2 protein-coding genes are annotated in these 4,416 nt (G+C 68.4%); one reads left to right on the plus strand and one right to left on the minus strand.

The annotated features are described in order from the left end of the window. Positions 1 to 216 precede the first annotated feature (216 nt). On the minus strand, positions 217 to 1,104 hold the full coding sequence (locus AAG801_RS40625) for a LysR family transcriptional regulator (RefSeq protein WP_341893545.1): 888 nt from the start codon (positions 1,102 to 1,104) through the stop codon (positions 217 to 219). Between the two features lie 263 nt (positions 1,105 to 1,367). On the opposite strand from AAG801_RS40625, the gene AAG801_RS40630 reads away from it, so the two are divergent. Beyond that, the coding region (locus tag AAG801_RS40630) for an indolepyruvate ferredoxin oxidoreductase family protein (protein ID WP_341893546.1) at positions 1,368 to 4,416 on the plus strand (3,049 nt) is incomplete at its 3' end.

The raw sequence follows: 4,416 nt of genomic DNA on the forward strand, positions 1-4,416 counted from the left end.
CCCCAAGACACCGTTCGAGCTACAGCGTCGAATCCGTTCGGGCTCCCAGTCTTGATTGCGGGCTGGTCGGCCCAAGGAGGAGATCGGGGTTCACCGAACGGGCTCCCTTTAGCGCGGTAGGAGCGGATTAAACAATATCAGGAGGAGGGGCGAAGCCCCGGGGGACATTCGCGGAGCAAGGCTCCCCGTCGGCGGGAGCGACGCCCTGAATGACGCCTAAGGCATCCCGCGTGCCAACAAATGATCCACCAACCGACGCTGCGGAAAACTCAATGCCTCCTGCCGCGTACACAGGTACATCCGGCGTGAAGCCCACGCATCGGTGAGGTTGATGAAGCGCAGCTTCATCTCCTTGCGGTAGGTCACCGCCGCGCCCTCGGGCAGGATGCCCACGCCCATGCCTGCTTCGATCATCCGGCACACGGCCTCGAAGCTCTTCACGCGCACACGCAGCCGCAGCACCTTGCGCGCGCTCATCGCGGCGTCTTCCATGGTGCGGGAGATGGCGGAGTCGTCTTCGAGCCCCACGAAATCGAAGTCGAGCAGTTCTTCGAACGACACCTCACGCCCGCGCCACGGATGCTTCTGGCGCACGATGGCCACGAGCCGGTCGGTGCGGTACGGAATGAAGTGCAGCGCCGGGTCGACCGCCTCGCTGGTGATCACGCCCACGTCGGCCTGGCGGTCGCGGATGGCCTGCACGATGTAGACGCTGCGGTGCTCTTCCACGCTCACGCGGATCTCGGGGTAGCGCATCCGAAAGCTCGCCACGTCGTCGGGCAAGAACTGGCCCATCGCCGACGCGTTGGCGTGCAGCCGCACGCGGCCGGTGGCGCCCTGCGCGTAGTCCGACAGGTCGGCGCGCATGCGGTCCACGTCGCGCAGGATCTGGCGCGCATGCATGGCCAGCGACTCGCCCGCGCCCGTGGGCGTCACGCCCTTCGAGGTGCGGTTGAGCAGCCCCACGCCAAGCTGGCTCTCGAGGATGGCCAAGCGCCGGCTGGCGGCCGACAGCACCATGTGGCTCTCGGCGGCGGCCTTCGACAGGCTGCCGTGCTCAATGGCGCGCAGGAACAGCGCCAGCGAATCCAGGTCGGGTCTCATCAGGTCCTCGGTCGATCGGGCGGACATTGTCGGGCCTGCGCGCTGGCGCGGGCGTGGCCGAAGGCCTTTCGGCGAATTGACCGTGGCGGCGATGGTTCTTCCGGAATGCGGGTTTCCCTGTCGAAACGAAGAAGCACTTTCGGCTCGCGGTGCGAAAGAATCGTCGCTGTCTCGGCGGCAACCCCGGCGAGGCGTTTCGCGGGCCGGCCCTCTACCGGGGCCACGCCCGCATTCCACGAGTCCTACCCGGAGTCTTTTCCCTCATGGCAACCCACGAACTCGCCAGCGTTGCGCTGGACGACAAATACACGGCCACCGAAGGCCGGATCTACCTGAGCGGCATCCAGGCGCTGGTGCGCCTCATGCTCGTGCAGAAATGGCGCGACCAGCAGGCCGGCCTGAACACCGCGGGCTTTGTCTCGGGCTACCGCGGCTCGCCGCTCGGCGGCCTGGACGAAGCGCTGTGGAAAGCCCAGCCGCAGCTCGAAGCCAATGCCGTCAAGTTCCTGCCCGGCGTGAACGAAGAGCTGGCTGCCACCGCGGTGTGGGGCACGCAGCAGGTGCACCTGACCGGCGAGAGCGCGGTCGATGGCGTGTTTGCCATGTGGTACGGCAAGGCGCCCGGCGTGGACCGCTGCGGCGACGTGTTCAAGCACATGAGCCACGCGGGCACCTCGCCGAAGGGCGGCATCCTGCTGGTGGCGGGCGACGACCACGGCGCGTCTTCCTCTACCCTGCCCAACCAGAGCGACCACCTGTTCGCCGCCTCGATGATTCCCATGCTCTACCCGCAGAGCGTGGAGGAATACATCGAGCTGGGCCTGCACGGCTTTGCGATGTCGCGCTTTGCCGGTCTGCCGGTCGGCTTCAAGGCGCTGGCCGACACGGTGGAGTCGTCGGGCTCCATTGCCGCCGGCGCGCTCGACGTGCACACGCGCCTGCCGAAGGACTTCGTGTTCCCGCCCGGCGGCGTGCATGCGCGGCTGTCGACCGACACGCTCGGCGTGCAGGCGCGCAAGCAGGAAGCGCTGATGCAGGACTACAAGATCTACGCCGCCATCGCCTACGCGCGCGAGAACCGCCTGAACCGCGTGACCATCGATTCGCCTCAGGCGCGGCTGGGCATCGTGGCCTCGGGCAAGTCGTACCGCGACGTGCTCGAAGCGCTCGAAGAACTGGGCATCGACGCCGACGAGGCCGCGCGCATCGGCATCCGCCTGTTCAAGGTGTCGATGCCCTGGCCGCTGGAGCCCGATTCGATCCGCGAGTTTGCCGACGGGCTCGAAGAGATTCTGGTGGTCGAAGAGAAGCGCCAGATCGTCGAGTACCAGCTCAAGGAGCACCTGTACAACTGGCGCGAGAACGTGCGCCCGCGCGTGATCGGCAAGTTCGACGAGCAGGGCGAATGGGGTGCGCATCCGCGCGGCCAGTGGCTGCTGCCGGCCACAGCCGACTTCTCGGTGGCGCAGATCGCGCGCGTCATTGCCGGGCGCGTGGCGCGCTTTCACACGAGCGACCGCATCCGCATGCGGCTGGCGATTCTCGACGCGAAAGACGTGGTGCTCGGCAAGGCCGTGGCCACGCCCTCGCGCCCGGCCTGGTACTGCGCGGGCTGCCCGCACAACACCTCGACCAAGGTGCCCGAAGGCAGCCTCGCGCTCGCGGGCATCGGCTGCCACGTGATGGCCACGGCCATCTACCCCGAGCACAACCGCACCACCACGCACATGGGCGGCGAAGGCGCACCGTGGCTCGGGCAGGCGTGGTTCTCGAAGCGCAAGCACGTGTTCGCGAACCTCGGCGACGGCACCTACTACCACTCGGGCTCGCTGGCCATTCGCGCGGCCGTGGCGGCGGGCGTGAACATCACCTACAAGATCCTCTACAACGACGCGGTCGCGATGACGGGCGGCCAACCGGTCGACGGGCCGATCACCGTGCCGCGCATCGCGCACCAGGTCGCGGCCGAAGGCGTGAAGCGCCTCGCGCTGGTGGCCGAAGACCCGACGCGCTGGGCCGATCGCAGCCTGCTGCCGCCCGAGCACGACGGCTTTGCACTGAGCGTGCACCACCGCGACGACATGGACGCGGTGCAGCGCGAGCTGCGCGGCTTCGAGGGCGTGTCGGTGCTGATCTACGACCAGGTGTGTGCGGCCGAGAAGCGCCGTCGCCGCAAGAAGGGCGAGTTCCCGCAAGCCGCGCGGCGCGTGTTCATCAACGACGCCGTGTGCGAAGGCTGTGGCGACTGCGGTGAGCAATCGAACTGCACCGCGCTGCTACCGAAGCCAACCGACCTGGGCCTCAAGCGCAGCGTGGACCAGAGCGCGTGCAACGCCGACGAGTCGTGCATCAAGGGCTTCTGCCCGAGCTTCGTGACGGTCGAAGGCGTGAAGCCGCGCAAGCACGCGCCCGTGGCCGTGAAGGCCGCCGAAGAACCTGCCCTGCCCGCGCCGGTGCCCCTCGCGCTGGACGGCATGCACAACATCCTCATCACCGGCATCGGCGGCACGGGCGTGATCACCATCGGCGCGCTGATCGGCATGGCGGCGCACCTCGAGGGCAAGGGCGTGAGCGTGCTCGACATGACGGGCATGTCGCAGAAGAACGGCTCGGTCACGTCGCACGTGCGCATTGCGCGCGACGCGGCGCAGCTGAAGGCGCAGCGCATTCCCACCGGCGAGGCCGACCTGATCCTCGGCTGCGACATGCTCACGGCCGGCGCGCCCGACGCCATCGCACGCATGCGGCCGGGCCGCACCTACGCGCTGGTCAACACCTTCGAGCAGCCGACGGGGCACTTCGCGCAGCAGCCCGACTGGCAGTTCCCCGCCGCGCAGGTGCGTGCGCTCATCGAGGAATCGGTCGAAGGCCGCGCCGACTTCATCGACGCGACGCAGCTGGCCACGCGCCTCATGGGCGACGCCATTGCCGCCAACCTGTTTCTGCTGGGCTTCGCGTTCCAGAAGGGGTTTGTGCCGCTGTCGGCCGAAGCGCTCGACAAGGCCATCGAGATCAACGGCGTGGCCGTGAAGGCCAACCAGGCCGCGTTCCGCTGGGGCCGCAAAGCGGCGCTCGACCTCGCGGCCGTCACGCGCCAGGCCGCGCCGGCGCAGGTGGTGTCGCTGCAGAAGCCTCAGAGCTTCGAGGCGCTGGTGGCCGACCGCACCGCGTTCCTCACGTCGTACCAGAACGCGGCCTACGCACGCAGCTACGCGGACCTCGTCGAACGCGTGCGCGACGCCGAGCAACGCACGCGCGGCAGCACCGTGCTGGCCAAGGCCGTCGCCTCGGGTCTCTTCAAGCTCATGGCCT

Source organism: Variovorax sp. YR752, assembly GCF_943372545.1.